We start from the raw sequence: 26,958 nt of genomic DNA, 5'->3' as shown, positions 1-26,958 counted from the left end.
ATGAGTTCAACCGCCGAAAAATTATCGTATCTTGAAGAAACCATGGCCCAGCTTGCCTATTCCCAGCTTAAAACGGAGATGTCCCTGCAAACATTGTCCAGAGAAATGCGGGAGTTCAAGGACGAGATGCGGGAGTTCAAGAACGACATGTTGATGTTCAAGGACGACATGTTGATGTTCAAGGATGAGATGTTGATGTTCAAGAACGAGATGCGGGATTTCAAAATTGAGATGTCGGTATTCAAGGATGAGATGGGCGAGTACAAGGACTGGTCTAAAAAGCAGCTCATCACAATGAACCGGCAGTGGGGGGACCTGGCCAACAAAATGGGCACCCTGGTGGAAGATGTGGTGGCCCCTAATATACCGCGGATCGCTCAAAACTATTTCGGGTGTGACGATCTGGATTATTTTGCGGTGCGGGTCCGGAAAAAAAGTCTGAAAAGGGACCGGCAGAAAAGAGAGTTTGACGTGATTGCGGCATGTCAGGGTGTTTTCATTCTCAATGAGACCAAATCATCCCCTGAGATCCGGGACGTCGACAAACTGGCCGCGTTCATCGAAAGCAATGAACTGTTCGACTATTTCCCTGAATATGACGGCTGCAAGGTATATCCCGTGTTTTCGTCCCTTTACATGGATGACAGCCTGATCACCTACCTGACCCGCAAAAAGATTTACGCCCTGACCCTCAAAGACGATACCATGGATATTGTCAACTGGGAGCAGTAGGCAGAAAAGAGAATCATGAATACGTTGTTTACCCCGGATCTGTCTACACCCATCAGCCGGCCCCTTTACATGACTGCCATTGAGGCCGGATTCCCCTCTCCGGCCGATGATTATATCGAAGGCCGCCTGGATCTGAACCAGCATCTGATCAAACACCCGGCTGCCACCTTTTTTGTCCGGGTCAGCGGCAACTCCATGATCAATGCCGGTATTTTTCCCGGGGATATCCTGATTGTGGACCGGTCCCTGGAGGCGGTGGACAAAAAAATTGTCATTGCCGTGATAAATGGCGAGCTCACGGTCAAGCGGTTGAGAATCCGGTCGGGACAGCCGTTTCTTGAGCCGGAAAACGACCAGTACTCCCCCATTGAAATCACCCCGGATATGGCCTTCGAGATCTGGGGGGTGGTGACCAATGTGATCCACAAGGTATGATAAAAAAAAAAGACATGCCCGTATTTGCCCTGGTGGACTGCAACAATTTCTATGTGTCGTGTGAGCGGGTGTTCAATCCCGGACTGGCACACCGGCCCGTGATTGTTTTATCCAACAACGACGGATGTGCCGTAGCCCGGTCCAACGAAGCCAAAGCCCTGGGCATCACCATGGGGGTGCCGGTTTTCAAGATCCGGCATCTTATCGATCTGCATGATGTTCAGGTGTTTTCATCCAATTACGTCCTTTATGGGGATATGTCCAGCCGGGTGATGCAGACCCTTTCCGCCTTTGCCCCGGCCATGGAGATCTATTCCATTGACGAGGCGTTTCTGAGCCTGGGCCGGCTGGCTTTCACGGACCTGACCGCCTATGGGCAGCAGATCCGGCACACGGTCAAACAATACACCGGCATCCCTGTGAGCATCGGCATGGCTCCTTCCAAGACCCTGGCCAAGCTGGCAGCCGGGATCGCCAAAAAATCGAACAAAGCCGCCGGGGTCCTGGACCTGACAGCTCCGCGGTTCCGGGACCGGGCCCTGGAGATGACCCCCGTGGAAGATGTGTGGGGGATCGGCCGGCAATATGCCCGGTATCTTCAGATACGGGGCATCCGGACAGCCCGGGATTTCAGGGATGCCGACATCGGGCGGTTCAAAAAAAAGATGGGCATCAACGGGGTGAGAATCCAGAAGGAACTGCGGGGAGAGTCCTGTTATGACCTGGAAACGGATGATCCGGGGAAAAAAACGATTTCCGTGTCCCGGTCCTTTAAGACGCCGGTTACCGATTTTGACAGCCTGTCCGAGGCGGTCAGCACCTATATTGTCCGGGGCGGTGAAAAACTCCGGGCCCAGGGCAGCCATGCCGAAGCCATGACCGTTTATGTCACCACCAGCCGGTTCAAGCCGGATTCCTTTTACTACAACTCAGATACCACCAGTTTTCCCACGGCCCTGAACTATACGTCTGCACTGCTTGCCCACGGCCGGACCGCGCTGAAGCGGATTTTCCGGAAAGGCCGGGCCTATACCAAGGCCGGCGTGATCTTTTCAGACCTGACACGGAACGGGATCTATCAGCAGGACCTGTTTGACACATCAGACCGGTCCCGGGCCGACCGGGTGATGGAAACCATGGACCGCATCAACCTTCAGATGGGCGCCGGCACGGTCACCTACCCCGCCACCGGTATGGGCCGGGACCGGTCCTGGACCACCGTATTCAACCACCGTTCCTCCGCCTACACCACGGACTGGCACCAGCTGCTGACAGTGGGACCTTAAGATGGCGGTCTGGTCGGTCTATTTACTGGAATGTGCGGATCACTCCCTGTACTGCGGGGTCACCACCGACCTGGAAGCCCGCCTGGTGAAACACAACCAGGGCACCGCCTCGCGATATACCCGGTCCCGGCGGCCAGTGACCCTGGCAGCGGTCCGGGAAAATCTGGAAAAATCAGCCGCCTTTAAACTGGAATACCGGATCAAGCAGCTGCCGGCCGGCCAAAAAGTCGCTGCGTTGGAAAAATCACAAGGATAACGGCAGCGGCTTGCTGTAAATGATTTTGGCATCTCCGGGGCAGTAGAAATCAGGCAGGGTGGCGGCTGCCGTGTATCCGCAGCGCTCGTAAAAGGCCCGGGTGGGGGCGTATTTTGCCTGGGATGCGGTTTCCACATAAATGGTGTGTCCCTTGGCTTCTGTGATCAGCTGCTCCATTTTCGCCAGCAGGGCCTGGCCCAGGCCTTTTCCCTGAAATTCAGGCGCCACTGCAATCCAGTAAATGTCATACCCGGCCAGGGTACAGGGGATGGGGCCGTAGCAGCCGTATCCGGCAAGCCGGCCGGCCTTTGAGGCCATGACAAAACAATATCCGCTGGCCGGGCCTTTTTCCAGGCGTTCTGCCACCAGCTGGGCCGCGATTTTCACCTCATCGTTTCTAAAATATCCGGTGGCGGTCACCAGATGCCGGATCTTTTCCACATCTTCGGGCATGGGGTTATATCGGAACTGAATGCCTTTGGGGGCAGGCGTGGCAAGTGTTCCGCCCCGGGTCGGTGTGAACACGGCTTCGGCCAGGCCCTCGAAAAAATGCCGGGCATTGTTCCCTAAGTTCCGGGTGTTGTATCCGCCTTCCTGGACCACCAGCAGGGGCAGGCCAGCGTCTCCGATCATCCGGCCGTTCCGGAAAAAATCTTTTGCGGTCAGAGACCAGGTGCCCGTGGGATCGTTTCGGGCCGTATCCAGGCCCAGGCAGACCACCAGAAAATCCGGATGAAATGCAGCAATCTTTGCCAGGGCCCGCATCAGGGCACTGCGGTAAGTTTTGCCGTCAACGGTTTCATCCAGGGGCAGGTTGAGGTTGAATCCCTCGCCTTCACCCGTGCCGGTTTCATCGTCAAATCCGGTGAAATAGGGATAGGCAAATTCAGGATGGCCGTGGATGGACACGGTGAGGATATCGGACCGGTGGTAAAAAATATCCTGCTGCCCGTTGCCGTGGTGATAGTCAATATCCAGGATGGCCACCCGGCCCTGTTCCCGCAGATACCGGGCTGCGATGGCCGCGTTGTTGAAATAGCAGAATCCGCCGAAGGACCTTCGTTCCGCATGGTGCCCCGGGGGCCGCACCAGGGCGTAGGCAACAGGGCGGCCTGCCAGCAGCGCATCCGCTGCCGTGAGCACGGCATTGACCCCGGCCCGGGCCGCGGGCCAGGCGTTTCGGTGGATGGGGGTGAAGGTATCGATGCAGTAGTAGCCGGGCAGGACCGTGGATTCTTTTGGCGGACGGGTTTTGTTTCTGATGGGAAACACATAGGGGTAAAGGGATTTGTCCGCAGGGACCTCTTCACAGGCCCGGGCCAGGTATTCGATGAAATCCGCGTCATGGACCCCGTGGATATGGATGTCGGGGAAGGGCTTTGTTTCCAGGGTTTCGAACAGGCCGCTTTTTTCCAGGTGGGACAGGATCCGGGTGATGCGCACCGGAGATTCCACATACCCGCGTTCATGGATATGGTGGATCTCATGGTCCTGGTTCACCACCAGAACGATTTTCTCCGCAAACCGGTCATGGACTGCCCGACGGGTTTTATGGGGCAGCACATGGCAGAATGGCCTGAGTTTCACGGGGTTGTCCCGGATGGAAGCCACCACCTGTTCCACGTATTTAGCCGGGCACAGGTCTTTGTATTTGCGCGCCAGGATAGCCCGCACCACGTTTTTTGCGTGGGACCGCGCCAGGGGGATGTCCTTTCCCAGGTCGTCATACAAAAGATGCGGCATGCAGGTATCTTCCGGATCCACCGGGGCTTCATACCCGGTGCCGATAATGGGCCGGGCCCCGTACCGCTCATAGAACCGCAGCCGGGCGATGTTGTCTTTAATCAGGCCGGGTTCACATTTTCCCGGGGTGTCGGGCAGGCATTCGAAGAACAGCCCTCTGACCTTCAGGGCCGCGCATTCGGTCCTGATCCGCTCGTACAGGGCACTGCCCAGCCCGCCTCGCAGGGTGTCTTTTGCCGTGGCGATCCAGTCCAGAAAACAGAAATTGATGTCCGGTTCATGCAGGACCATGGCAAACCCCAGCACCTTGTGCCGCATGTTTTCCGCCACGAACAGAATAGGCCGAAACCCCAGGGTGAACGGGTTGCGAAGATTGTCTCCCAGGTGCGTGATCTCCTGTTCCGATGCGGCAGGGATCCGTTTTTTCAGGATGGCCTTGACCTGGCGGAGGGCATCCTGGTTCACCGGGATGGTATCGTCAAAAATACGTCTTATTCTGAACATAACTGTGTGGTCACCATCTGATGGACAGCGTCGGCATATGAGAGTTCTGCCCGGTCCAGGGCCGCGGCAAATCCGGCATCCGGGGACAGGCAGGGGTTGGTGTTGACCTCCAGGACAAAGGGGCGGCCATCCGGGGTCACCCGGAAATCCACCCGGGCGTAGCCGGCCAGGTGAAACAGGTGCCAGCAGCGGCGGGCCAGGGTTTCCATTTCCTCCAGCAGAGGCGTGTCCCCAGGGGGAAAGTCAAACCGGCGCGGGGTGGTGTGGTATTCTTTGGAATCCGATTCCCATTTTGCCCGGAATCCCACCATGGCAGGCTGGTCTGCCGGGATGTCCGGAAACAGGATTTCGGCCGGCGGCAGTATCTGGACCCCGGACCGGCCGGCCAGCAGCGACAGATTGAATTCCCGTCCGGAAATGAATTGTTCGGCAAAACAGGCCCCGCCCAGGCCGGTCGCCCGGGTTTTCAGCAGCCGGGCCACGGTCTTTGCCGTGCCGGTTACCAGATTTTCCGTTTCCAGGCCTAAAGATCCGTGTTCCCACACCGATTTGATGATCCACAGCGGACTGGGACTGCCTTTTTGCAGAGCCATGCCGGTACCGGTATCTCCGGTTTCGATGGATTCAGATCCCGTGGGGTGAGAACCGGGGCTTTCAGTGCTGCCGGGGCGGCTGTTTTCAATGGCCATGGCCCCCTGCCAGGGCATGTCCAGAGGAAAGGGATTGATCCAGGCAGGGGTGGGCAGGCCGGCCAGATGCAGGCGTTCCTTGGCCATCACCTTGTGGGAAGTGGTGTACACGGCAGTGGCCGGGCACCCTGTATAGGGAATGCCCAGGGCATCCAGCAGGGTCGGCACCACATGGATCAGGCTGCCCCGGTTTTCCAGGGACTCCACCAGGTTGAACACCCCCAGGGGCTGGATATCCGCCAGTTTTTTTTTCAACGCGGCCAGGTTGAGATCGCAGGGCACGGGCACGGGGTCGTATCCCAGGCCGGTGAGGGCCCGGGATACCGCATCCACCTGAACCAGCACATCGGCTTCATCCGGCCGGGTTGGGTCGGTCACGGCATTGTGCACAACAGCAATGCAGCGGTTCATGCCGGCTCCGGACAGGACGCTGGGATGTGGTTCGGCACCCGTTCCATGGCGGAGGTCAGGATCATGTCAATCAATCGGACATAGGATGTCCCGAAAAATTCACACACCATGGGCAGGTCGGAATAATGGGGCCGGAGCCCGGCCAGAGGGTTCACCTCGATAAAACAGGGAGTGCCGGTGTCATCGCACCGGATGTCGATACGGCCTGCGTCCCGGCATTCCAGCACCTGCCAGGCGGCCAGGGCCAGGGCTTCCACCATCTTGATCAGCGGGTCCACCTCCGGCGATAACGGCAGGTATTGGACCCGGCCTTTCCATCCCTCTTTGTTTTCAAAAGAATAGATGTCCTTTCCCGGATCGGCCAGCACAATAATCTCCATGGTGCCCATCACTTTTGTCCGGGCCCCGGTGCCCACCAGGCCGGTGGTGAATTCCCGGCCGGATAGAAATTCTTCAATGAGAACGGGCTGGTTGAACTGATCCTGCAACGCCCGGCAGACGACGGGCAGGCCCTGCCGGGCCTGGATCACGGAATCAATGGTGATGCCCATGCCTGTGCCCTGGGCCACGGGTTTGACAAAATAGGGCGGATCAAAGGGCACCCGGCCGGCATCCTCCGAAGTGGGGGCCAGAAAAAACCGCCCCGTGGAAAGTCCGGCATCCCGGATGACCCGCTTAGTCAGGGCCTTATGCAGGGTCAAAGACATCACCAGCGGATCTGAAAAGGTATAGGGAATCTGGTACAGGTCCAGGATGGCCGGCACCTGGGCTTCTCTGCCCATGCCGTGCAGACCTTCGGCAATGTTGAACACCAGGTCCCAGCGGTCACCCGCCACCAGGCGCTGGGTGAGCTGCCGGGCATTGCCGATGCGCACGGGGGTGTGTCCCAGATCGCCCAGGGCCTGTTCGATGGCTTCAATGGTTTCCACGGAGTCGAATTCCGCGGTTTCCAGGGCGGTGTATCCCTGGTCCAGATAATCCTGGCGCAGGTCATAGGTCAATCCGATGATCATGGTTTGTGTCTCCTGTGAGTTTGTCACCCCTGCACCGGCATTGGATCAGGATAGGTAAAGGATCTGTTTTCATAATTGGTCAGCACCAGGTTGTCATTGGTGTGACTGCCTCCATAGTCGGGCATCAGCGGGATCTTGCCGCCGCCGCCCGGGGCATCCACCACATAGGTGGGCACGGCATACCCGGTGGTGAATCCTCTCATGCCCCGGATAATCTCAAGACCTTGGGCAATGGCGGTCCTGAAATGGCCGGACCCGGTGATGGGATCGCACTGGTACAGATAATAGGGCCGGACCCGCATTTTCATGAGCCCGTGCATGAGCTGCGTCATGACCGGAACACTGTCATTGATTCCCTTGAGCAGCACGGTCTGGGACCCTAAGGGAATGCCGGCATCTGCCAGCAGGGCGCAGGCGGCCCGGGTGTCGGGCGTACATTCGTCCGGATGGGTAAAATGCAGGCTCAGCCACAGAGGATGATATTTTTTGAGCATTTTGACCAGTTTCGGGGTGATGCGCTGGGGCAGCACGGCCGGCACCTTGGTGCCGATGCGGATGATTTCCACATGGGGAATCTGCCGCAGCTTTGACAATACCCATTCCAGGCGGTCATCGCTCAGGGTCAACGGATCCCCGCCGGACAGCAGCACATCCCGGACATTTGCGTTGGCAGCGATATAGGCAATGGCTTTTTCCCACCTTGCCCGGCTGGCACGGATTCCGCCATGGCCCACCACCCGGGACCGGGTGCAGTACCGGCAGTAGGTGGAGCAGAAATCAGTGAGCAGGAACAATACCCGGTCCGGATACCGGTGCACCAGCCCGGGCACCGGACTCTGATGGTCTTCGCCCAGCGGATCATCTGACTCACAGGGCATTTTGACCCATTCACCGGCCGTGGGCACCACACATCTGCGCAACGGATGGTCCGGCACATCTTTGGGAATCAGGCCGGCATAATACGGGGTGATGCTCAAGGGCAGCTGGACTGCGTGGTCCGCCAGACACTCGTCCGGCCCCAGGGGCAGGATCTGGTGGAGCCGGTCATAGGTATGGATGCGGTGACGCACCTGCCACTGCCAGTCATGCCAGTCCCGGGCCGTGGATCCGGGGAAAAACTGTTTTTGAAACGCTTTGGTTTCCGGGCTGAGCTTGGGGTAACGCAGGGATGATGTTTTTCGGGCCGGCAGGATAAATACCGGGCGGGTCAATTGAATGGCGGGTTGCCCGGCCGGCGGGGCCGGGTACAGGGTGTCGATGGCAAGCCGGCTGCTTGGAGGCTCGTCATCATCGATAATCAGCGGTTCCGCGGGTGCTTCTGCTTTGTGCATGATGGCTCCTTATGCTGGATTTCAGGTTGTGAAGTGACTGGTGTTCAGCAGAAGCATGAGCAACCATCGTGCCTGGATACAAAAATATTTTACAAAGCGTCATATGAGGAAATGTCAGAATCCTTCATTCGGATGTCTGTTGGGTGTTCCTCTTTGAAATCCTTCGTGATTTTCGTGCACGTCGGGGTGAAATCAATGCCGGACACATAAAAGCAGGAATTTTAATGTCTTGTTTTCAAGCAAAAAAAAGAGCCGTCAGGACCTGATATGTCTGAAAAACCGGGTGTCCTGAACCTGGGTGATCATCTTGCTTATGCGCGCCACGGCTAATGAAGCAGCGACAGCTCACACTGGGGCCCGGTTATCAACAGGTTGTTGGTCACAGTCGACTGAATTTTTTCCATTTTACTGCCAAAAAGAAGGTCCTTGATCACCCCGTGTCCATACGCACCCAGCACAATCAGGGCATCATGGGGAACATCATAGAGCATGGCATCAAATTCGGATTTTTCATAATAATGCCACTCTCTCAGAAACTGGCTGACAGGCCCTGCCAGATCTGATTCTTTGATGATGTTTTCGTAGTAACCCTTGCTCTTTTTTTCCCTGAGGGTATAGATATCCATGGGAAGTTTGGAAACCATGGCGATTTTTAACCCCATTTGCAGGGCTTTGCGGGCATTGGTGGAGCCGCCGAAAAAAACGGCAATGCTTTTCCAGGGTTTGAATACCGGGCTGGTGAGTAAAACAGGAAAGGGCGCCTGTTTGATAATCCTTCGGACTTTCGGGCCGATATGGCCCAGGCCGATTTTTGAGGACAGGTCACTGACCGACCGCGGACAGCAGAAATAATCAAAATTGGTGGGAATATCCGGCAAGGTGGAGGCGGTAAAACTTCGGGGTGCAAAAAAGGCGGGTTTGAACCCCATTTCGTCAAAAAGCTCACTGGCATGCTGCTTTGCTGTTTTGGGTGATGTCAGATAGGAGCTGTCCAGATCAATCTGAATGGCGTCATTGGGGAAATACATGAGAAATTTGTCACTTTCCGGGATATACACCACCGGATGCGCATGAATGGTTTTACAAAAATATAATGATTGCAGAAATGTTTCCCGGCCAAAAGGGGTATTTCTGAAAATCTGCAGCAGTTTATAGTTCATTGTTTTCTCCTTGCTTTATTGTAACATAGGCTATCGGACACTGGTCTGCATGATCAATTCCCTGCGGTACAGGTCCAGAATCCGTGTTTTTGAAATCATTCCGATAAATGTGTCATGTTCCACCACGGGGATGCTTTCCATATTATTTGTTTCCATCATTTCCAGAACGTCCTGCAGATCATTTTCCAGAGAAGCGGTCAGCACACCGGTATCCATGATCTGATTCAGAAAAACCATGTCATAGATGCCTGGATTCAAGACATACCTGCGAATGTTGCGGATTTCAATCATGCCTTTGTACGCACCTGTATTTTCATCAATCACCGGAAAAAAGAACTGATCCGACGTTTTTATGATCTCGATGAATTCTCTGAAAATCATGTGTTCAGACACGTTGGTGAATTCAGTTGAGACAAGTTCGCTGATGTTCAAATCAGATAAAATTCTTGCATCCGTGCCGGGTCGTAAAAATTGTCCCCTTCGAATAAGTTCTTTAAAATAAAAGGATGCCGGTTCAATATAGTGGCTCATGGTGGATGAAATGGCAGAAACGACGATCAACGGTAAAATGGTTTCATATCCGCCCGTGATTTCCAACACCAGAAAAATACCTGTCAAGGGTGCCTGCATCACCCCGCTGATCAACCCGGTCATTCCCAGCAGCGCATATGCCCCTTCACTGGCGCAGGCGGCATTGTCAAACAGCAGAAATACGATTTTATGGAAAACAATGCCAGTGAGGCTGCCGATGAGCAGGCAGGGGGCGAATATGCCGCCTGATCCTCCCCAGCCAAGGGTGATGGCAGTGGCAAAAATTTTGGCGAAAACTGCCACAAAAGTGAGGAATATACCCATTGTAAAGGTGCCGGAAATCATGGATTGTATGAAATGGTATCCCTCTCCCAGTACAACCGGGAAAAACAATCCGATACACCCTACGAAGGACCCGCCGATTATGGCCCGCATCCAGAAGGAAAATCGGTTTTTTTTGGCAAATTTTCCCGAAGTGTTCAGCGTTTTTGTGAAAAAAACCGATATCAAGCCTGCAAAAAGTGCCAGGCAGATACCGGGCAGGATATCAGCGGTGCCCATATTAAAGGGCAGGTGGTTGAAAAGCACCTGTTCATGGATAATGGCCCGGCTGACTTCCGCGCCTGCCACGGCGGCAATGGCTATGGGAATGATATTGCTGAACTCCCATTTTCCAAGAACCACCTCAATGGAAAAGACAAGGCCGGCAAGGGGGGCGTTGAAAATACCTGCAATGGCACCGGCTGTGCCGCATCCCACAAGGGTGGTGCGCTGCCGGTCATTGAGCCGTAATAATTTGGCGATATTGGACCCGATGGCTGACCCGCTCATGACCACGGGTGCTTCAGGGCCGGCGGATCCCCCGCTGCCGATGGTCAGAAAACTGGAAATCAATCGGGAATAGCTGGACCTCAGCCGTAACAGGCCCCCGTGTTTTGACACCGCATAAATGACCTCAGGAACCCCATGTCCTGCGCCTTCCCGGGTAATCTTTTCAAGATAAATAGTTGACAGCAGCGCACCCATTGCCGGCAGTAAAAAGGCCCACCAGAACTGCCGAAAGGGATGCAGCCATTCTGTGACCGATTCAAGGGCCAGGCGAAGGGCCACTGCGGCAAGGCCGCTGCAGATGCCGGCAATGCTTCCTGCAATGATTAAAAGCAGCCGGTCATCCATATGTGACAAGCTGGGAGCAAAACGGGACTGCCATTTTTTTATCAAAGACATCAGGGCATCTGTTCTAAACGGTTTTACAGGGGGTTGGCTTTCTGGAGAACCATGGTCTGTTCAACCAGTTCATCCAATTGCGGACGTGATTTTATGAATGCAACAAAATCCGCATCCTTCAGGCAGAAAGACAATACAGACAGCAGATGCAGATGGTGTTGCAAGGACGGACACAAAATACAAAACAATATGGACACAGGGCGGCCATCCAGGGCATTGTAATCCACTGGATCGGCAAGAAAGTTGACGGTTATCATGGGATCGGGCAAATATGACAGCTGCTGTCTGGGGTGAGGTATGGCCATCCCGTTTCCCACCCCGGTTGAAAAGGCATTTTCCCTTTCAACCAGACGGTCCAGAAGATCCGGTTTAAAATCATCCGGTACCTGGAAAATTTTTTTGACACATGATTCAAGAACCGAGACAACATTATTTCCCGGAATATCAAAATAGATACCGCCGTTTTTTAAGGCTTGTGACAAAGGGACATCATCCTGGTTCTGTTTTTCTGCCGATTTTTTATCGGTGAGGTTCAAACGGATATTATGCAGGGCCGCCCATTTTTCAAGGTCTTTTTTTTCAAACCGCAAATCAGCCCCTTTGGGCAACACGGGCAGTTTTCCCTGTCTGACCCAGCGTTTAATCGTATCCGGATTTACCCCCAGATATGTTGACAGATCAAAAACGGACAATGTCATATTTTTTTTCATGGATTACTGCACCCATTCATTCTAAGCTATTTAATTTATGCATTTTTTTTAGGTGTTATAAAACAAACGGATATGAATGACAACCAAAAATACTTTTCAGGGAATTATCAAATGATTGTATGCAGAGCAAGATGATAAAAAAATGCCTGCCGGCACCCGGGCGCCGGCAGGCATCAGATGATGAAAGGACAAAAAGAAAGAACGCTACGCAACCGTGGCGATCACATCTCCTTCTTCCACTTCATCCCCCACTTTTTTCAATATTTTTTCAATCGTACCGTCGCAGGGGGCATATATAATGTTTTCCATTTTCATGGCTTCGATGGCCAGAATTTCCATGTCTTCTTCAACGGATGAGCCGACTTCAATGTCCATTCTGACGATTTTTCCCGGTAATGGGGCTGTTATTTCACTTGCCATTTTTTTCTCCTTTTATGTGTTTGTTTGGTTTTTAAAACCAGGGTGGCCAACAAGCCAACCGCTAAATTATTTGTCTAAGTGTCAGGGTATCAGCCGCCGAGCAGGGTAATGAACATCCCTGCAGCGATCACCGTGCCGATCACGCCGGCCACATTGGGACCCATGGCATACATGAGCAGATAGTTCTTTTTGTCTGCTTCAGTCCCGACTTTGTGTACGACCCGCGCCGCCATGGGCACGGCCGATACACCGGCGGCCCCCAGCAGGGGATTGATTTTTTCTTTTGACACCAGGTTCATCAGTTTGGCCAGAAGAATTCCTGTGGCCGTGCTCAGGATGAACGCAATGAGACCCAGAATGAAAATAAACAGCACCTTGGGCTGCAAAAAGATGTCTGCGTGCATGGTGGCGCCGATGGGCAGTCCCAGAAAAATGGTGACAATATTCATCAGTTCATTCTGGGCCGCCCCTTTCAACCGTTCCACCACACCGGATTCTCTGAACAGGTTGCCCAGCATGAGCATGGAGATCAATGGGGCGGAGGCCGGAATCAGCAGGATGATCACAAAAGTGGAAATGATGGGAAACAGCAGTTTTTCTCTTTTGCTTACCGGCCGGGGTTTGGCCATGTGCATGGCGCGTTCCGCTTTGGTGGTCATCAGGCGCATGATCGGGGGCTGGATGATGGGTACCATGGCCATATAGGAATAAGCTGCCACGGCACAGGCCCCCATGAGCTGGGGCGCCAGTTTGGAGGCAATAAATATGGTCGTGGGACCGTCTGCTCCGCCGATCATGCCGATGGTGGCGGCTTCCATGATATCGTATCCCATGGCATGGGACACGAAAAAAGTGATATAGACTCCGGCCTGGGCACCGGCCCCCAGAAAAATCAGCCTCGGGTTGGCCATCAGCGGTCCGAAATCCGTGAATGCCCCGATTCCCAGAAAAATCAGCGGTGGAATAATCTCCCAGTGGATGCCGTAGTGATAGAATTTCCACAGCAATCCCACATTTTCGTCCATCAAGCCGCTTAACGGCAGGTTGACCAAAAGAATACCAAAGCCGATGGGCAGCAACAGCAGGGGTTCATATTGTTTTTTAATGGCCAGATAAATGAGCACCAGGCCGATGATCCACATGACGATCATCCCCGGTGTCAGGTGAACAAACCCTGTGGTATTTAATAGTGAAATCAGCTTATTTCCCATCTTTCCCGGCTCCTTTGTTTTTTTTCGCAAACGAATCAACCGCGAATGCAGTGATTTTAATGGACAGATACAAAAGGGCCATACCAAAAAATACGCTGATTATACCTTGTACAAATATACCTCCGGGTGACATCTTACCGATCCCCTTTTTCCTTAAGTTTGTCTTTTAAAAAGCCACTTTACAGCGGCCGCTGAAATTGCCGACAACCTTAATCCAAACCCGGTGAATTGTCAACTGACGATTACAATATAGCTACTTATTCTTTTTGTCATTTAATTCATCGATCCAGGTGTGTCCGGATAACGGGATCCCGCTTCGATAGGAGGCCCGTGCAATAAGATGGGCCGCAACGGGGGCTGTGAGCAGTAAAAGCCCGATAATGAACACGGCACGAAGAAAAATGCCCGGGCTTTGAAAGAAAACCGCATGGGCCAGAATCATCAGGCCGGCGCCCAACGATCCCGCCTTGGTGACGGCATGCATGCGGATCAGGGTGTCTGGAAACCGGAACACACCCAGCGCGGCGATCAGGCAGAACAGGCTGCCGATAATCATGAGCACCGCTGTAAAATAGTCAGTCATGGGTGTTTCTTCTTTGAAGACGGCGGGGTCAATGGATGGCCGGGGTCGGTTTCATCCGGTTTTCGGCCCCGCGCCCGTTCAATGAACCGGGCCAGGGCAATGGTACCCAGAAAGGCGATACACGCATAGGCAATGGCCACATCCAGGTAACTGGTTTCTTTGGTGTGAATGGAAAGGGACACCAGAAATGTGACCACCAGCACGGACAAGAGATCCATGGCAACGACCCGGTCCGCGGCTGTGGGTCCCTTGACCAGCCGCCACAATACCAGTACCATGCCGGCCAGCAGGATCACCATGGCGGTCTGGGCGGCCCCATACAGAAATGTTTGTGAATTCATCATTACCGCATCACCTCCAGAACGCGTCTTTCCAGACCGTTTTTGATTTCCTGCCGGGTTTTGTCCCCATCTTCAAGAAACATGACATGGACAAACAGGGTGTGTCTGTCTTCGGACAAATCCACACTCAAGGTACCCGGTGTCAAAGACAGCAGATTGGACACCAGAAAAATCTCCAGGTCGGTGCGGGCCGACAACGGGACCCCGATGATCCCCGGACGGCTGATATGGGAAGGGGTGATCACATCCCAGGTCACCCGGAAAGAGGAAATCACCAGTTCCTTGAAAAAATAAAGGACCAGATTGATTGTTTTTGGCAGTTTTCTGAAATACCGGGTATCCGGATACAGCGGGCGGGACACCCATAAGATGATGTATCCGATGAAAAAACCGGCAATGAATGCACTGATGCGGGTGCTGCCCAAAAGCAGGGTGAACACGGCGGCAAAAAAGATGTTGAGTATCAGCAGCGGCATCATTTTCCCCCTGTCACTGCCGCCACATAGGCCGCAGGATCAACCAATTGTTCGCCGGCCGTCAGGGCCAGGTGAAAAACCGGTTCAATGAAAATGCCCATGAGTACGATCATCAGGCATAACCCCAGTACGGGCCCCATCATCCAGGGCGACAAGACCCGGGTTTCAGAAGCGGTCTGCTTTTGGGGCGAGGGTTTCCAGAATGCTTCCATCCAGATCTTGACCATGGAGAACAGGGTGAGCAGGCCCACAAATGCAGCCAGGGCCGCGGCACCATAGTGGCGGCTTTCAAGACAGGCATAGATGATCAGCAGCTTGGCCCAGAACCCGGATAAAGGCGGGAGCCCGGCCAAGGCAAACGCGGGGATGAAAAATCCCACTGACAGCAGGCCATGGGTTTGGTACAGGCTGCCGACCTGTGTCAGGTGAAATGAACCGCCGGCCCGTTGGATCAGCCCGCCGACCAGAAACAGGGTGGCTTTGGCAATGATGTTGTGCACCATATAGATCAAAGCCGCGGCCAGGGCCAGGGGTGTGAGCACGGCCAGTCCCAGGATCATATATCCCACCTGGCTGATGATATGAAAGGACAGGATCCGGCGGATGTCCATCTGGGAGGCGGCGGTCACCACACCGGACAGCATGGTGAGCCCGGCCGCAATCATCAGAATCGTGTGGGTGATATGGGGGTGTGTGACAAATACCAGGGTGAACAGGCGGATCAGGGCATACACCCCCACCTTGGTGAGCAGGCCGCCGAAAAAAGCGGCCACCCCCGGCGGCAGGGTAGGGTATGCCGCGGGCAGCCAGAAAAATAAAGGAAACAGGGCGGATTTAATACCGAATGCCGTCATTAAAAGCAGAGATGTGCCGGCCAGAAGCCCGTCGTTTTCCACCAGCACAATTTTTTCATGCAGATCCGCCAGGTTCAGGGTGCCGGTCAGCCCGTAGACCAGGCCGATGCCGGTCAAAAGAAACAGGGTGGCGACGATGTTCAGGGTCACATATTTGACGGCATTGGGAAGTCTGGCTGCGGGATGGTCCATGACCATGATGCCGAAGGAGGCCATGAGCATCACTTCAAACCACACATACAGATTGAACAGGTCCCCTGTGAGAAACGCGCCGCAAATGGCGGCCGTCAGCATCTGCATGAACGGGTGAAACCCGGACCGGATCTGTTCATGGGTGGTGTCAAAGCGGGTATAGATCATCACGACCACGTGAAGGAAGGCTGTGACCAGCACCAGCACGGCGCTCAAAAGATCCGCCACCAGACAGATGCCGGCGGGGGAAGGCCAGCTGCCCACCCATAGGACAACCACGCCTTGGGTTGTGACCACAGACAGCAGCCACCCGGCACTGGCCAGATGAATCAGGGCCCCGGCAATGGCTGCACTGCTGCTATGGCTGGGGTGATGTCTGAAGCACCCGGTGTAAATGGCAAAGGCCAGGGGCACCAAAATGGGAAAAATCAGCACCTGGGTCATGAATGATCCTTTTCCGGCGTATCAGCACCTGTGTCATCCCCGGCGGATTCAGACAGAAAATCTGCTTGGCGGGTATTCAGGGTCCGGGTTTGGGCATAGGTGCGGTACAGCAGGATCAGCAGAAAAAGGGTCATGGCAAAACTGATGACAATGGCTGTCAGGATCAGGGCCTGGGGCAGGGCGTTGGCCACAGGCGTTGCCGGGGCCGTCCCGGGTTTTCCGATCAAAGGCGGGGCCACGAAAGACAGCCGGCCGGCCGTGAAGATCAGCAGGTTGACGGCGTTGCCCATGAGGACAAATCCGAAAACAAACCGCACCAGTTCGCCGGAAAGCATCAGAAACAACGCACCGCTGAACAGGATTCCCACGGTCAAAGCCAGAAGATGTTCCATTTTCAGTTCTCCTCCAGGGCCAGCAAAATGGACAGAATCGCTCCAAGTACGGCCAGAAAAACCCCTGAATCAAAGAGCAGGGGCGTACCCGCGGCAAATGTCTCTGTCTGCCACCAGATGCCCGTCAAAAAGGGTTTCCCAAAAAAAAGTGCCGGCAGTCCGGCACCCGCGGCCAGGGCCAGGCCGGACAGGGCCATGATGGACGGGCGGATTCGAATGGCTTTGCGGACATGATCGGTCCCATTTGTGATGGCCAGCAGGGAAAACGCCGTGCCGGCCAGAAGGGCGGCGGAAAATCCCCCGCCGGGTTCATGGTGTCCCCGCAGAAATACATACACGGCAAATACCAGCATCAACCCGATCATCAACCGGGTGGCGGTTTTCAGGATCACGGATTTCACAGCGCTTTCCTTTGGCTGAACGGCCGGCGGATCAGATGGACACCGGCCCAGGCGGCCAGCACGATCACGCAGATTTCCCCTAAGGTGTCCAGACTGCGGAAGTCCACCAGGATGACGTTGACAATGTTCCGGCCGTGGGCTGAAAGATAGCTGTGGGTTTCAAAAAACGTGGTCAGACTCCGGTCCAGAGGGTTGCTGACAACCCCTGAAATCAGGGTGAAGACCGCCAGGCCCGCGCTTATGGATAAAATGGCATTTCTGAGGGTGCGCGCCCGGGAAGTGGCACCGGGTTTGATGATGGGTTCCATGGGGGGCAGGCGCAACAGAATCAGGGAGACAAAAATCAAGGTCAATGTTTCCACCAGCAGCTGGGTCAACGCAATATCCGGGGCCCCGAACACCAGAAATATCAATGCCACGCCCCCGCCCACACCGCCGAGCCCGCCGATGGCAGCCAGCCGGTGCCGGGCCGTCACCACCACAGCGGCAGCCCCCAGAACAAAGACAAACAGGCCCATGGCAATGTATGGGCCGGTAACAGCAGGTATGGAGACAATGTCAGCGGCATGGGGCAGCCAGACACTGCCTGTCAAAAGCACCAGGGTGAACACAATGACCGACATATAGGAGGACAAAGACCCGTTCTGGAGGATCCGGGTCACAGTGGCCGCCGTGGTGAGAAACCGGGTCAAACCGGACTGGTAAAGCCCCGGCGTGGTCACCCACAGGTGGTCTGTGAGAAAACGGATCCCCCGGCGCATACGAATTTTCTGCCAGTAGATCACAGCACCGGATGTCAGGGTGATGATACTTAAAACCAGCGGCAGATTGATGCCGTGGAACAGGAACAGCCGGATCTCTTCCCTGTCCGGATGAAACGCGAACACGGCCGGCTGGATCAGGTTTTCTGATACCCATTCGGGCATGATCCCGAATACCACCCCCAGAAGCCCCATGAACGCCGGCCCGATCCGCATGGTCCAGGGGGTTTCGCAGGTGTTTTTTAAGTGTATCGGCAACGTGCCGGCAAACGGGGTGAGCAAAATAATGGCGGCAACAGCCGTCATCAGGGCATTGGCTGACAGGGTGATGCCTGTGGCAAACAAAGGAAACATCTCTTCGGCCAGGGACCCCGCATACATGATCTCTTTGCCGATAAATCCGAAAAACAAAGGGAATCCGGCCATGGACAGGGTGGCCCCGGCCACGGCCAGGGCCGTTAAAGGCATGCGGGTCGCCAGTCCCCCCAGATGATTCAGGTCCCGGGTTCCGGTCGCATGGTCGATGCTGCCCACTGCCAGAAACAAAGCGGCCTTATACAGGGCATGGACCATGAAAAATGTGGTGGCTGCGGTCAAAGACAGCACGGTCTGCCCGCCCAGGAACAGGGTGAGAATCCCTAAGGCCATGAGCGTGGTGTAGGCCAGGATGCGTTTCAGGTCACAGGGACCCAGGGCCTGGATCGCCCCCCACAGGGCCGTGGCCCCGCCCACCAGCACCAGGGTGCTCATCCACAGGGTCGTGCCCCCTAAGACCGGGTGCAGCCGCATGAGCAGGTAAATGCCGGCCTTGACCATGGTGGCGGCATGGAGGAACGCACTGATGGGGGTGGGTGCGCTCATGGCGTTGGGCAGCCAGAAATGAAACGGCACCTGCCCGGATTTGGTCATGGCCCCCACTATAAAACAGATGAAAACCGCCGGATACAGGACATGATTTCGGATCACATCCGCGGATTCGCTTAAGGCGCTCAATGTCATGGAAAAGCCGGCTGATTTGAGCAGCAGAATTCCCATCAGCAGGAACAGGCCACCGGCCCCGGTGACCAGCAGGGCCTGGCGGGCGTTTTCCCGGGCTTCGGATTTTCCGTGGTCAAATCCGATGAGCAGAAACGACAGAATCGTGGTGGCTTCCCAGCAGATGAACATCAGCAGCAGGTTGTCGGCGAACACAATGCCCAGCATGGCGATCATGAATGCGTGCAGAAACACAAAAAATCGGCCGGTCTGAGGATGGCCCGCCATATAACTGGATGCATAGACCGTGACAAAAAATCCGGTCATGGTGATAATCAGACCGAACAACAGGCTCAACCCGTCCAGGCGGAACACCAGGTTCAGATCCAGGCTGGGCACCCAGGCCCATTGAACCGTGAAAACATCCCCGTTCACCACCCGGGGCCAGGCCAGGCACAACAGCGCAAAAAGGCCTGACGGCAGCAGGCAGGAATATAGCCCTTTCCGGCAGCAGTCCGGGACAGCCTCGGTGTCAGGCAGTTTGATCCGCATGCCTACTGGGACAGAAACAAAGGAATATCCGCTGAATGGATGGTTTCCAGAACCGTGTCGCCCAGCAGACTTCGTTTGATAATGTTCCGGGAGCTGTTGCCCATGACGATGAGATCGGCATTGTGTTCATGGGCATAGGCCAGCAGATCGGTTTTGGGGTTTCCGTCCATCAGGTCGGTATGGACTTCAAATCCGTGGGCCTGGCAGTAATCTGCGGCTTTTTCCAGCAGAAACGGTTCCGGTTTTTGGTGGTGCGTGAAATGGACCAGACGGATTTCAGCCCCGGGCCAGGGATTTAACTGCAAATAATCCCGGGTGGCTCTGGCCGATTCCATGGACCCGCTCAACGCGACGACCACGGTTTTGACGGGCCGGTATTTTTCCGCCACGGCCAGAATGGGCCGGACCCCCTGGCGCAGCAGCTTGAGGATGGCCTTGTCCGGATCTTCCACAAACCCGTATTCAAAAATACTGCGCAGGCCGAAAATGGTCAGATCGTTGAACCGGTCTTCATCGATCATGGCCTCGAATGTGTCGCCTTCTTCATATTTGATGCGGCGGCACACCACTGCCTGTTTGCCGCAATGTTCCTTGAAAAGGGCAATGGCTTTTTCCGTGCCTTCTTTGGTCACCTGGACGTTGTTTTCGCGCATGCGCTGGGCATAAGCCGAGGCCCCGGCCGGAACGGGCCCCACTTTTTCCAGTTTTTTGGTATTGACGATGGTGACACCGGTCAGTTGTGCCTGGTGAAGATCTCCCAGCTCCGTGGCCCACTGGGTGGCGGCAGCAGTGAACGGGGTGCCGCCGAGTCCCACAAGAATTCGTTTGATCATTGGTCTTGGGTCTCCTTTTATAAATTGTCCGCGTGTCCATTTTAAGCCATGGGACAAGGGATTTGTCAAGGAAAACAAGAAGATCAGGATGGGGTTTACTGGGTTTTGATCCCTTGTCTGCGCTGATTTTCGGTCCAGTCGATGCGGCTCATGAGTCCCTGGAGGATCCGGACATCCCGGGAAGTCAGCCCGGCATCCCCGAACAGGCGGCGAAAGGTCCGCAGCAGGTGATCCGGGTTCTGGGGATCCAGAAAATCGATGTCCAGCAGGGTTTGGCGCATGTGGGCATACAACGCTTCAATCTCTTTTCCCGGGGCCGGGTGTTTGGGGCAGGGGTCGTGAAAATTGCCGGAAAGATCGGATTTCAGCGACACTTCATACAACAGCACGGCCAGGGCATGGCTTAAGTTCATGGAGGGGTAGGCATCATGGGTGGGGATGGTGACAAACCGCTGGCACAGGTCCAGGTCCCTGGTTTCCAGGCCCGTGTCTTCTCTTCCCAGCAGCAGGGCGCAGCGGACGTCCGGGCCGGATTCACTGATCTGCCGGGCCGCCGTGGCCGGGGTGAGAAAATTTTTGCGGTATTTGCCGAACCTGCGGGTGGTGCCGAAGGTGAGATGGATATCTGCCAGCGCGGTGTGCAGGTCTGAATACACGTCTGCGTTTTCCAGAATCTCCACCGTGCCAAGCGCCATTTTCCGGGCATCCAGGGATTTGAATTCCTTGCAGGGGTTTACCAGGCGCAGCCGGGTGAGTCCGAAGTTCATCATCGCCCGGCACACGGATCCGATATTCAGGGGCCCCTGGGGTTCTTTCAGCACAATGACAAGATAGGGGGCATTCATTTTATTTCCAGAAGCCGGGGAACCGGCCAGTAAAGATCAAATCCCATCTGTTCCAGCAGGCGGATGCCTGTCTCCACATGGTTTCCGGCCTGGGCCACCCCGTGGGAATCATCTCCGGGCACCATGGGAATCTCCCGGGACCGGATTTTTTCCAGGATGGATCGGGTGGGATAGGGTTCTGCTTCGCTTCTTGTCAGGGGTCGCAGGTTCAGGTCCATGACAAGATTCAAGTCTTTGATCAGATCCAGGTTCCGGTCGATTTTGGCAGCGATCTCCGGGTGCAGCACCCGTGCGGCATAATCAGGGTCATGGATGCGCACCAGGTCGAAATGCCCCACCACAAACGGCCGGACCGCATCGATCATCTCAAACTGCCGGTCAAAATATGCCAGGTACAGGTCTTTGACCGACCCGCAGGCACGGACCGCAGCCTCATAGGTTTGGGGAGAATAATCAAAGCAGATGTCTGCCACATGGTGCACGGATCCCACCAGATAATCGGGTGAAAATTCAGCCACCAGGTGCCGGACATGGGGCAGGTAGCCCGTAAAGGCTTCGGTTTCCATGCCGGCAAAGATCCGGATCCGGTCCGCCATTTCCGCTTGCAGCTGTCTGACGGCCGCAAAATACCGGGCAAACCGCTGATACATAAAATCCACGGTCAGGCCCTGTTCAATCTCTTCGGGATACAGAAATGTTTCGTGCACGGGCGGGATATGCTCCGTGATCCCCACCTGTCTGAAACCCATGTGAATATACCGGGCAATGATATCGGCCAGCCCGTCCCGGGCATGGCAGCAGAATTCACCGGAATGTCCACCGTGAAGGGATATGGGGCCCGAAAGTGTCATGGACCGGGTTGTACCATTAAATGCGGCCAATGAAAAGGGGTTTCAGACCTTCACATGCCGGTGAGGCTCAGAGCCGTGGCCCAGATGGCGGCCATCTTTTCGCTGAACAGATAAAAATATTTCGTCATCTCTTTATATTCAGGCTGTGTGCACACGGAAACTGCAATGCGGGCCGCCTCTTTGGGGGGATACCCGTAAACGCCGCAGGAAATGGCCGGAAATGCTATGGACCGGCACCCATGGGACACGGCCAGATCCAGACTGTTCTGATAGGCGGATGCCAGCAGTCTGTCAGCGGGCCGGTCAACCCCGTACCTGGGCCCCACCGTATGAATGACATATTTCGCTGTCAGGTTTCCGGCTTCAGTTATCCGGGCCTCACCGGCAGGGCAACGGACCCCGTTTTCCGCCGGAACTTTTTTGCATACGTCAAGCAGTTTCGGGCCGGCCGCCCGGTGAATCGCACCGTCCACACCGCCGCCCCCCAGCATCCGGGAGTTGGCGGCATTAACGATGGCATCGACTTCAGCCGTGGTGATATCCCCCTGGACAATCTTTATGGTATCCATATTTTTCATCTCTGATGCCCCTTTTTTTCATGGTCTCAACCTTCTGGGTCAGGACAGAATCCCTCAACCTGACGTTGGGTTTTAATTGGATTGTACTGGGATCATAAAATTTTTCAACCAATGGATTTTCATTTTTAGGGATAATGATCCTTAACGGGGAAATTATCGGTACTGTCATAAAATCTGGCAGCGCGTATATCCTTGATTGACGTCACTTTCAGCACCTTTGCCAAAAAAAATATTAGAAATACAAAATTTTGTATTTCTAATATTTTCAAAAACAGATTTAAGAATACATACTCTCAAACCATTGCCAGTCAAGGGGTTTCAGGTTTTCAAAAAGGCTCATGGGACATGACCCCACTGATATTTTTTCATCCACCCAAGGCATGGGTCATTTTGTCAGCCCATCAAAAAAATGGCCAAGGCTTACTTTTGGCGGAAACGCCCTTATTCCAAATTTTTCCGGAATATGCACTCCGATTGTGTCTTTTCCGGAAGGCGGTCCTGGTTCCCGCCATATGATCTAAACTCTTATTCGAGTGGGAATTTCCCCTGCTGGTAAATTTTGAATACTGTCGGTATCCTTGATTTTTCGGAGCCGTGAATACTCTCCTTTCGGATAATTAATCGAAAGTCCATTCAATCGTCATAAATATCCATATCGGGGTAATATTTCTTCGCACATTCTTGGCAGATGCTATGACTGAATTCTGCATCCGAATGTTCATGGATATAACTTTCAATCTGTTTCCAATATCCTTTGTCATCACGGATTTTCTTACAGTGGCTGCAGATGGGCAGAAGACCACTCATTGTTTTAACTTGTGCCAAAGCCTCCCGAAGTTCTGATATCAATTGCTCCCGACCAGCCTCCAATTGTTTTCGCTCTGTGATACTGTTCACTAATGCACGGCAAACAGATATGCCATCATGGTCTCGGGTCACGGTGGCTTCTATGTTCACCCAGAATGTTGTAGTATCACTTTTCACCATCCGCAATTCACACGATTGCGGTTCACCAGTTTTGAAGAGCTTTTCACGGTGCAGATAATATATATCCTGGTCCTCTTTGAAGATGAACCGGGAAATCGGTTGCTTGACCAGCGCTTTTCGGGTCGAGCCCAGCATTGTCGCTGCTGCAAGGTTGACTTCCAGGAACAGACCACTTTCAGAGATAGTGCAATATCCAACTGGTGCCAGATCATACAAATCAAAATAGCGTTCCTTAAGAGCTTCCAATTCAACCTGTGCCCGACGTAGTTCCGCATTTTGCATATCGAGTTCAATCTGATGCACTCGCAGTTCATGGATTGTCTGCCGCATAGCTTCAGGGGAGTATGTATCTGTATTTTTTCTCGGCTGCGTTGCATTTGCCAGTGCAATTTCTTCGGCACGTCTGCGAAGCGCCTGTTTTTTAAACTGGTCAGATTGTCCTGTTGGGATATCCTTGCGTTTCATTTTTTACCTCTTTGCATTTCCCGGAGTTTTCCTTTGTGCCAACTCAGCTTCAACCTGCTTTATCCTGCTGATGTCAACGAATGTTAGAACTGCGCCCTCAATTACATTATCCAGGGTACGGTACGGCTGGATGCGCATTGTGTACCATTTACCAACCGTTGTCTGAATGTTGACCTCCTTCGGTACCAGCGTGTTCAGCACGGCCTGAGCGTCAGCCACCAGGCTGTCGTAGTCGATAAGATTGGCCACCACATGGCCTACGGGTCGCCCAACATCGCCCGGAATCAGGTTAATGATCCGGGTTGCAGTCGGGGTGAAACGCAGAACACGCAGTTGATGATCCACGAAAATAGTGGCAATACCAGTGCCGGCCAGCAGGTTGTTCATATCGTTATTGGTCTGTTGCAGGTCTGCCACCTTAGCCTGCAGTTCAGCGTTAACCGTTGAAAGCTCTTCATTAACTGACTGCAGCTCCTCCTTTGAGGTCTCCAGTTCTTCGTTTGTGGATTGCAGTTCTTCGTTCACAGACTGCATCTCTTCGTTCGAGGACTTGAGTTCCTCGTTGGTGGTCTCCAACTCCTCATTGCTGGTTTGGAGGTATTCTTCCTTGGCCCGAAGCTCCTGTTTGAGTTCCTTGATGCGGGTCTCTGTGTCAGAATCATCGGTTCCGGGCATATCCTGACCCGCTGCTGCCTTTGGGACATAACTCTGTTCAACAGGAGGGGCTTCCTCCAAGATTACGAGGTACAAGGGTGTTGATGAGGGTATTGCGGCAGGGTCCGCTGCTACCGGACTGACTGTCAGGTTGACCACAGTATGATCACCGTTGGTTTTAACCCTCAGGCCTGGATGGCGCAAAATCTCTTTGCATGCAGATACTTTTTGCAGGGCCATGGTCAACTCTTGTTTCAGTCCCTCCCGTGCCATGGATAAAACGTTGTTGACACCGGATTCTCCTGGGGCAGGCTCCAGGTACATGCCGGTTCGTCCGTGGAGATAGAGGATATCACCCCGGCTGTCGACCAGAACTCCGGCTGAAGCGAAGTGCTTAAGGAGAGCCTGTTCCGTCAGTTCACGCAAAGGCAATTTTGCTAATTCAGTGTTTTTAATTACCGATGGCTGGAGGGGCGTGGTCATTGCTGTCATGGGTGGCAGAAACCCTCCCCAGGCCTTGCGCTGTGTGCTGTGACTGTCATCTTTACGCTGATAAAGCTTGAGTTTTCTGTCTACCACCGAGAACAAGTCAGCATATTCACCAACGGTCTCCGAAGTGCCCAGGAAGAGAAATCCTCCAGGGTTCAGCGCATAGTGAAACAGGGGAATAAGTTTTTTCTGCAGGTCCCCGTTCATATAGATCATGAGATTACGGCAGCTGATGAGGTCGAGCTTTGAAAAGGGCGGGTCTTTGATTACGTTTTGCTCGGAGAACACAAGCATGTCCCGGATGCTTTTGTGAATGCGATAGGTGCTGCCAGGTTCGGCCACAAAATAGCGTGTCAGGTGTTCGGGCAGAATATCAGAAGCGATGCTGGCCGGATAAAGGCCGATTCGGGCTGTGCTGATTGACTGGCTGTCAATGTCGGTGGCAAAGACCTGTACCTTGAAACGCTGTTTCACGGTTTGTTGATGTTCAGCCAGGAGGATGGCCAGGGAATAGGCTTCCTCACCGGTGGAACATCCTGAAGCCCAGACCCGGATCACACCGCCGGATGGCTTATCAGCAAAAATCTTGGGGATAACCTGTTCCTGAAGAGCCTTAAAGGCATCTGGATCACGAAAAAAATTGGTCACACCGATTAATAGGTCACGGAAAAGGGCTTCAGTTTCTGCCGGAGTCTGCTGCAGGTATTTGACATATCCGGTCATTGTTTCGATCTGGTGCACGGCCATACGTCTTTCTATACGGCGGAGGATGGTGCTGGGTTTATACTGAGAAAAGTCATGGCCGGTCTGGACGCGCAGCAGGATAAAAATTTTATTCAGGGTGTTCTCGACCTTGGGAGTTGGTTCGGATACTGCCTGGGTATTTTTGCCCAAGGCCTGGGCCACATAGGCTATAATCTGTAAAGGCATTTGGGCCGGGGGGAGCTTATAGTCCACTAACCCGGTGTTTATGGCACTGCGGGGCATGCCGTCGTACTCGGTTGAATCAGGGGTCTGAGCCATGACCATGCCGCCTTCGCCCTTAATGGCCCTTATTCCCAGGGTCCCATCGCTCCCCGTACCGGACAATACGACGTCAATGGCGCGTTCGCGCTGATCTTGGGCCAGAGACCTAAACAAGAAGTCGATGGGCAGGCGCTGGCCCCGGGGAGCGATTGGCTCCAGCAACTGAAGCTTGCCATTGAAAAAAGCCATGTCCCGGTTGGGAGGAATGATGTAGGCGCAGTTGGGCTCGACTACCATCCCGTCACTGACCTCAAAGACCTGCATACGGGTATAACGCCGGACAAGGTCGGTGAGAATACTCTTGTGATCCGGGGCAAGGTGCTGCACCAGGACGAATGCCATGCCAGGATCAATATCAGCAGGCATGCCTGAGAAGAATGCTTCGATGGCCACCAGTCCACCGGCTGAAGCACCGATGCCAACGACGGGAAACCTTATATCTTCTTTTGGCTTTATCCCTGTTTTAACTTTTGTCGATGAATCATCCTTGACTACAGGTGTTTTTTTCTTTTTACTGGCCATGTCAATTGCCTTTGAAAGGGTCAGGAAGGTATTTGAGGTGAATCGTCTCCCCCCTATCCACAGGGGAGATTTTAGGAT

Annotated in this window: 26 protein-coding genes; 4 read left to right on the top strand and 22 right to left on the bottom strand. The window is 54.2% G+C overall.

Annotation, left to right across the window (positions count from 1 at the left end):
• Genes DPO_RS11035 through DPO_RS11020 form a run of 4 tightly spaced genes read left to right on the top strand, consistent with a single transcriptional unit; the run spans window position 1 to window position 2,709 of the window.
• The gene (locus DPO_RS11035; RefSeq protein ID WP_006965966.1) at window positions 1-732 is read left to right on the top strand and encodes a hypothetical protein; all 732 of its coding nucleotides are present in this window, start codon (window positions 1-3) and stop codon (window positions 730-732) included.
• A 15-nt stretch (window positions 733-747) separates the two neighbouring features.
• On the top strand, window positions 748-1,167 hold the full coding sequence (locus DPO_RS11030; protein ID WP_006965965.1) for a LexA family protein: 420 nt from the start codon (window positions 748-750) through the stop codon (window positions 1,165-1,167).
• On the top strand, window positions 1,164-2,453 hold the full coding sequence (locus DPO_RS11025; RefSeq protein ID WP_006965964.1) for a Y-family DNA polymerase: 1,290 nt from the start codon (window positions 1,164-1,166) through the stop codon (window positions 2,451-2,453). The genes DPO_RS11030 and DPO_RS11025 overlap by 4 nt, the downstream gene beginning before the upstream one ends.
• Before the next feature lies 1 nt (window position 2,454).
• The gene (locus DPO_RS11020) at window positions 2,455-2,709 is read left to right on the top strand and encodes a GIY-YIG nuclease family protein (protein ID WP_006965963.1); all 255 of its coding nucleotides are present in this window, start codon (window positions 2,455-2,457) and stop codon (window positions 2,707-2,709) included.
• Here DPO_RS11020 and DPO_RS11015 read toward each other — a convergent pair.
• The 22 genes from DPO_RS11015 to DPO_RS10905 all read right to left on the bottom strand — a co-directional run bounded on the left by DPO_RS11015 (window position 2,698) and on the right by DPO_RS10905 (window position 26,880).
• Entirely contained in the window at window positions 2,698-4,956 is a 2,259-nt protein-coding gene (locus DPO_RS11015; RefSeq protein ID WP_006965962.1) for a GNAT family N-acetyltransferase, read from the bottom strand. The genes DPO_RS11020 and DPO_RS11015 overlap by 12 nt on opposite strands.
• Complete coding sequence (locus tag DPO_RS11010) at window positions 4,944-6,056, bottom strand: D-alanine--D-alanine ligase family protein (RefSeq protein ID WP_006965961.1); 1,113 nt, start codon at window positions 6,054-6,056, stop codon at window positions 4,944-4,946. Before DPO_RS11010 ends, DPO_RS11015 begins: the two co-directional genes overlap by 13 nt.
• On the bottom strand, window positions 6,053-7,069 hold the full coding sequence (locus tag DPO_RS11005; RefSeq protein WP_006965960.1) for a D-alanine--D-alanine ligase family protein: 1,017 nt from the start codon (window positions 7,067-7,069) through the stop codon (window positions 6,053-6,055). The genes DPO_RS11010 and DPO_RS11005 overlap by 4 nt, the downstream gene beginning before the upstream one ends.
• Window positions 7,070-7,092: 23 nt before the next feature.
• Window positions 7,093-8,400 carry a KamA family radical SAM protein gene (locus DPO_RS11000; protein WP_006965959.1) on the bottom strand — a complete coding sequence of 436 codons (1,308 nt, stop codon included), beginning with the start codon at window positions 8,398-8,400 and terminating at the stop codon, window positions 7,093-7,095.
• Between the two features lie 326 nt (window positions 8,401-8,726).
• Window positions 8,727-9,560 carry a universal stress protein gene (locus DPO_RS10995; RefSeq protein WP_006965958.1) on the bottom strand — a complete coding sequence of 278 codons (834 nt, stop codon included), beginning with the start codon at window positions 9,558-9,560 and terminating at the stop codon, window positions 8,727-8,729.
• A 30-nt stretch (window positions 9,561-9,590) separates the two neighbouring features.
• On the bottom strand, window positions 9,591-11,267 hold the full coding sequence (locus DPO_RS10990) for a chloride channel protein (protein ID WP_236609948.1): 1,677 nt from the start codon (window positions 11,265-11,267) through the stop codon (window positions 9,591-9,593).
• 74 nt (window positions 11,268-11,341) lie between these two features.
• Window positions 11,342-12,016 (bottom strand): PTS sugar transporter subunit IIA, encoded by a 675-nt coding sequence (locus DPO_RS10985; protein WP_040011857.1) that lies wholly within the window; start codon window positions 12,014-12,016, stop codon window positions 11,342-11,344.
• Between the two features lie 216 nt (window positions 12,017-12,232).
• Window positions 12,233-12,448, bottom strand: coding sequence for an acetyl-CoA carboxylase biotin carboxyl carrier protein subunit (locus DPO_RS10980; RefSeq protein ID WP_006965955.1), 216 nt, complete (start codon window positions 12,446-12,448; stop codon window positions 12,233-12,235).
• A gap of 89 nt (window positions 12,449-12,537) precedes the next feature.
• Complete coding sequence (locus tag DPO_RS10975) at window positions 12,538-13,659, bottom strand: sodium ion-translocating decarboxylase subunit beta (protein WP_006965954.1); 1,122 nt, start codon at window positions 13,657-13,659, stop codon at window positions 12,538-12,540.
• A gap of 253 nt (window positions 13,660-13,912) precedes the next feature.
• Entirely contained in the window at window positions 13,913-14,242 is a 330-nt protein-coding gene (mnhG, locus tag DPO_RS10970; RefSeq protein WP_006965953.1) for a monovalent cation/H(+) antiporter subunit G, read from the bottom strand.
• Window positions 14,239-14,586 (bottom strand): monovalent cation/H+ antiporter complex subunit F, encoded by a 348-nt coding sequence (locus DPO_RS10965; protein ID WP_006965952.1) that lies wholly within the window; start codon window positions 14,584-14,586, stop codon window positions 14,239-14,241. Before DPO_RS10965 ends, mnhG begins: the two co-directional genes overlap by 4 nt.
• Window positions 14,586-15,062, bottom strand: a complete 477-nt coding sequence (locus tag DPO_RS10960) for a Na+/H+ antiporter subunit E (RefSeq protein WP_236609947.1) — start codon at window positions 15,060-15,062, stop codon at window positions 14,586-14,588. The genes DPO_RS10965 and DPO_RS10960 overlap by 1 nt, the downstream gene beginning before the upstream one ends.
• Window positions 15,059-16,549 (bottom strand): Na+/H+ antiporter subunit D, encoded by a 1,491-nt coding sequence (locus DPO_RS10955; RefSeq protein ID WP_006965950.1) that lies wholly within the window; start codon window positions 16,547-16,549, stop codon window positions 15,059-15,061. Before DPO_RS10955 ends, DPO_RS10960 begins: the two co-directional genes overlap by 4 nt.
• Entirely contained in the window at window positions 16,546-16,941 is a 396-nt protein-coding gene (locus DPO_RS10950) for an NADH-quinone oxidoreductase subunit K (protein ID WP_006965949.1), read from the bottom strand. The genes DPO_RS10955 and DPO_RS10950 overlap by 4 nt, the downstream gene beginning before the upstream one ends.
• Before the next feature lie 2 nt (window positions 16,942-16,943).
• Complete coding sequence (locus tag DPO_RS10945) at window positions 16,944-17,342, bottom strand: Na(+)/H(+) antiporter subunit B (RefSeq protein WP_006965948.1); 399 nt, start codon at window positions 17,340-17,342, stop codon at window positions 16,944-16,946.
• Complete coding sequence (mbhE, locus tag DPO_RS10940) at window positions 17,339-19,630, bottom strand: hydrogen gas-evolving membrane-bound hydrogenase subunit E (protein ID WP_006965947.1); 2,292 nt, start codon at window positions 19,628-19,630, stop codon at window positions 17,339-17,341. Before mbhE ends, DPO_RS10945 begins: the two co-directional genes overlap by 4 nt.
• Window positions 19,631-19,632: 2 nt before the next feature.
• Window positions 19,633-20,463 (bottom strand): universal stress protein, encoded by an 831-nt coding sequence (locus DPO_RS10935; protein WP_006965946.1) that lies wholly within the window; start codon window positions 20,461-20,463, stop codon window positions 19,633-19,635.
• 95 nt (window positions 20,464-20,558) lie between these two features.
• A complete protein-coding gene (locus DPO_RS10930; RefSeq protein WP_006965945.1) occupies window positions 20,559-21,308 on the bottom strand; it encodes an RNA methyltransferase in 750 nt (249 codons plus the stop codon).
• On the bottom strand, window positions 21,305-22,159 hold the full coding sequence (locus DPO_RS10925) for a histidinol-phosphatase (RefSeq protein WP_006965944.1): 855 nt from the start codon (window positions 22,157-22,159) through the stop codon (window positions 21,305-21,307). Before DPO_RS10925 ends, DPO_RS10930 begins: the two co-directional genes overlap by 4 nt.
• A 50-nt stretch (window positions 22,160-22,209) precedes the next feature.
• Window positions 22,210-22,737: an O-acetyl-ADP-ribose deacetylase gene (locus tag DPO_RS10920; RefSeq protein WP_006965943.1), complete on the bottom strand. Its 528-nt coding sequence runs from the start codon at window positions 22,735-22,737 to the stop codon at window positions 22,210-22,212.
• A gap of 633 nt (window positions 22,738-23,370) precedes the next feature.
• Window positions 23,371-24,189 (bottom strand): PAS domain-containing protein, encoded by an 819-nt coding sequence (locus tag DPO_RS10910; protein WP_006965942.1) that lies wholly within the window; start codon window positions 24,187-24,189, stop codon window positions 23,371-23,373.
• Between the two features lie 3 nt (window positions 24,190-24,192).
• Window positions 24,193-26,880, bottom strand: a complete 2,688-nt coding sequence (locus DPO_RS10905) for a CheR family methyltransferase (RefSeq protein ID WP_006965941.1) — start codon at window positions 26,878-26,880, stop codon at window positions 24,193-24,195.
• Between the last annotated feature and the right edge of the window lie 78 nt (window positions 26,881-26,958).

This window comes from Desulfotignum phosphitoxidans DSM 13687, from assembly GCF_000350545.1.
In the GTDB taxonomy this organism is placed as follows: Bacteria; Desulfobacterota; Desulfobacteria; order Desulfobacterales; family Desulfobacteraceae; genus Desulfotignum; species Desulfotignum phosphitoxidans.
The sequence above is the reverse complement of the archived record's forward strand: the minus strand, read 5'-3'. Positions and strand labels throughout refer to the sequence as shown.

Excerpts from the sequence above, each read along its gene's own strand:
- DPO_RS10925 (WP_006965944.1), bottom strand. The coding sequence starts at position 22,159 with ATGACACTTTCGGGCCCCATATCCCTTCACGGTGGACATTCCGGTGAA.
- DPO_RS11025 (WP_006965964.1), top strand. The coding sequence starts at position 1,164 with ATGATAAAAAAAAAAGACATGCCCGTATTTGCCCTGGTGGACTGCAAC.
- DPO_RS10935 (WP_006965946.1), bottom strand. The coding sequence starts at position 20,463 with ATGATCAAACGAATTCTTGTGGGACTCGGCGGCACCCCGTTCACTGCT.
- DPO_RS11005 (WP_006965960.1), bottom strand. The coding sequence starts at position 7,069 with ATGATCATCGGATTGACCTATGACCTGCGCCAGGATTATCTGGACCAG.
- DPO_RS11035 (WP_006965966.1), top strand. The coding sequence starts at position 1 with ATGAGTTCAACCGCCGAAAAATTATCGTATCTTGAAGAAACCATGGCC.
- DPO_RS10990 (WP_236609948.1), bottom strand. The coding sequence starts at position 11,267 with ATGGATGACCGGCTGCTTTTAATCATTGCAGGAAGCATTGCCGGCATC.
- DPO_RS10975 (WP_006965954.1), bottom strand. The coding sequence starts at position 13,659 with ATGGGAAATAAGCTGATTTCACTATTAAATACCACAGGGTTTGTTCAC.
- DPO_RS10960 (WP_236609947.1), bottom strand. The coding sequence starts at position 15,062 with ATGATGCCGCTGCTGATACTCAACATCTTTTTTGCCGCCGTGTTCACC.
- DPO_RS10965 (WP_006965952.1), bottom strand. The coding sequence starts at position 14,586 with ATGATGAATTCACAAACATTTCTGTATGGGGCCGCCCAGACCGCCATG.
- DPO_RS10905 (WP_006965941.1), bottom strand. The coding sequence starts at position 26,880 with ATGGCCAGTAAAAAGAAAAAAACACCTGTAGTCAAGGATGATTCATCG.
- DPO_RS11020 (WP_006965963.1), top strand. The coding sequence starts at position 2,455 with ATGGCGGTCTGGTCGGTCTATTTACTGGAATGTGCGGATCACTCCCTG.
- DPO_RS10955 (WP_006965950.1), bottom strand. The coding sequence starts at position 16,549 with ATGACCCAGGTGCTGATTTTTCCCATTTTGGTGCCCCTGGCCTTTGCC.
- DPO_RS11010 (WP_006965961.1), bottom strand. The coding sequence starts at position 6,056 with ATGAACCGCTGCATTGCTGTTGTGCACAATGCCGTGACCGACCCAACC.
- DPO_RS11015 (WP_006965962.1), bottom strand. The coding sequence starts at position 4,956 with ATGTTCAGAATAAGACGTATTTTTGACGATACCATCCCGGTGAACCAG.
- DPO_RS10920 (WP_006965943.1), bottom strand. The coding sequence starts at position 22,737 with ATGAAAAATATGGATACCATAAAGATTGTCCAGGGGGATATCACCACG.
- DPO_RS11030 (WP_006965965.1), top strand. The coding sequence starts at position 748 with ATGAATACGTTGTTTACCCCGGATCTGTCTACACCCATCAGCCGGCCC.
- DPO_RS10985 (WP_040011857.1), bottom strand. The coding sequence starts at position 12,016 with ATGACATTGTCCGTTTTTGATCTGTCAACATATCTGGGGGTAAATCCG.
- mnhG (WP_006965953.1), bottom strand. The coding sequence starts at position 14,242 with ATGACTGACTATTTTACAGCGGTGCTCATGATTATCGGCAGCCTGTTC.
- DPO_RS10995 (WP_006965958.1), bottom strand. The coding sequence starts at position 9,560 with ATGAACTATAAACTGCTGCAGATTTTCAGAAATACCCCTTTTGGCCGG.
- DPO_RS11000 (WP_006965959.1), bottom strand. The coding sequence starts at position 8,400 with ATGCACAAAGCAGAAGCACCCGCGGAACCGCTGATTATCGATGATGAC.
- DPO_RS10950 (WP_006965949.1), bottom strand. The coding sequence starts at position 16,941 with ATGGAACATCTTCTGGCTTTGACCGTGGGAATCCTGTTCAGCGGTGCG.
- DPO_RS10910 (WP_006965942.1), bottom strand. The coding sequence starts at position 24,189 with ATGAAACGCAAGGATATCCCAACAGGACAATCTGACCAGTTTAAAAAA.
- DPO_RS10930 (WP_006965945.1), bottom strand. The coding sequence starts at position 21,308 with ATGAATGCCCCCTATCTTGTCATTGTGCTGAAAGAACCCCAGGGGCCC.
- mbhE (WP_006965947.1), bottom strand. The coding sequence starts at position 19,630 with ATGCGGATCAAACTGCCTGACACCGAGGCTGTCCCGGACTGCTGCCGG.
- DPO_RS10980 (WP_006965955.1), bottom strand. The coding sequence starts at position 12,448 with ATGGCAAGTGAAATAACAGCCCCATTACCGGGAAAAATCGTCAGAATG.